1 protein-coding gene is annotated in these 1,310 nt (G+C 67.9%); it reads left to right on the top strand.

Annotation, left to right across the window (positions count from 1 at the left end; all coding sequences use genetic code 11):
- Window positions 1–235: 235 nt before the first annotated feature.
- On the top strand, window positions 236–1,282 hold the full coding sequence (locus EV651_RS41115; protein ID WP_370354231.1) for an IS110 family transposase: 1,047 nt from the start codon (window positions 236–238) through the stop codon (window positions 1,280–1,282).
- Window positions 1,283–1,310 lie beyond the last annotated feature (28 nt).

The raw sequence follows: 1,310 nt of genomic DNA on the forward strand, positions 1-1,310 counted from the left end.
ACGGCTTTCTTCGCGTCAATGCCATGATCTTGGTGCCCGGCGGGGTTCGCTCGTTTCTTTGCTGCCTCGCAGTTCGATGGCTTGTCCTCGATGTGCGGCTTCGCCGGGCTCCCAGGGCGCGTGGGGATGTGGCTTGATAGGAGCCTGCCGTCGTGCTCGATTGAGGCGTGCCCGCCTCGCGCGGTCCCGGGGATCCCTTCCTGCTCTCGACGTATGGAGTTTCCTCGGCATGGTCATGATCGGCACCGATTCCCACAAACGCACCCACACCGTTGTCGCGGTCGACGACGTGGGTCGCCGGCTGGGCGTGAAGACTGTCCGCACCAACAGCGAGGGCCATCTGGAGCTGGTCCGCTGGTCGGCCCAGTTCGACGAGGTCGCCTTCGCCCTGGAAGATTGCCGGCATCTGACCCGCCGTCTGGAAGCAGATCTGCTCGCGGCCGGCTGTCGCGTGGTGCGCGTTCCGACCAAGCTGATGGCTGGCGCCCGCCGCGCGGCCCGGGAGCCGGGCAAGTCGGACCCGATCGACGCCGAGGCAGTGGCGCTGGCCGCGCTGCGCCACCCCGATCTGCCGGTCGCGGAGCTAGACGGACCGGCGCGGGAGGTGAAGCTGTTGTCGGACCACCGCCATGACCTGGTCGTGCAACGCACCCGGATCGCCTCGCAGATCCGCTGGTACCTGCACGAACTCGACCCCGACCTCATGATCCCTTCCCGCGGTCTCAAGCGCCACTGTGTCGTCGCCGAACTGCTCGTGGAACTGGACCGATTCGACGGTGTGGTCGCGCGTCTGGCCCGCAACCTGCTGAGCCGGTGCGACGAGCTGAACCACCAGACCAACGCGCTCGAGGCCGAACTGCGCAAGCTGGTCCGTGCCATCGCCCCAAGCCTGCTGGACATCCCAGGATGCGGGGTGATCTCAGCGGCGGTGATCATCGGCGAAACCGCCGGCGTGCACCGGTTCCGCAACAAGGACGCCTTCGCCCGCTTCACCGGCACCGCGCCCGTCCCGGTCTGGTCCGGCGCCAGCAAGGGCAAGGTCCGGCTCAATCGCGGCGGCAACCGGGCGATGAACTGTGCCCTGCACATGATCGCGGTCACCCAGGCCCGCGGTATCGGCCCCGGACACGCCTACCTCGCCAAACAACAAGCCCGCGGCAAGGACAAGACCGCCGCCCTGCGGCTGCTGCGCCGCCGACTGTCCGACACCGTCTTCACCGCCCTGCGCGCCGACCAGCAACAGGACACCAAAACCACGCCACCGGTGGCCATCGCGGCCTGACCAGTGAGCCGCTTGACATAGGAGCATC

Origin of the sequence: Kribbella sp. VKM Ac-2571 (assembly GCF_004362255.1) — a bacterium.
GTDB classification, from domain to species: Bacteria; Actinomycetota; Actinomycetes; order Propionibacteriales; family Kribbellaceae; genus Kribbella; species Kribbella pratensis.

Bases quoted from the DNA above. Each gene is read 5' to 3' on its own strand.
- EV651_RS41115 (WP_370354231.1), top strand. From the start codon at position 236: ATGATCGGCACCGATTCCCACAAACGCACCCACACCGTTGTCGCGGTC.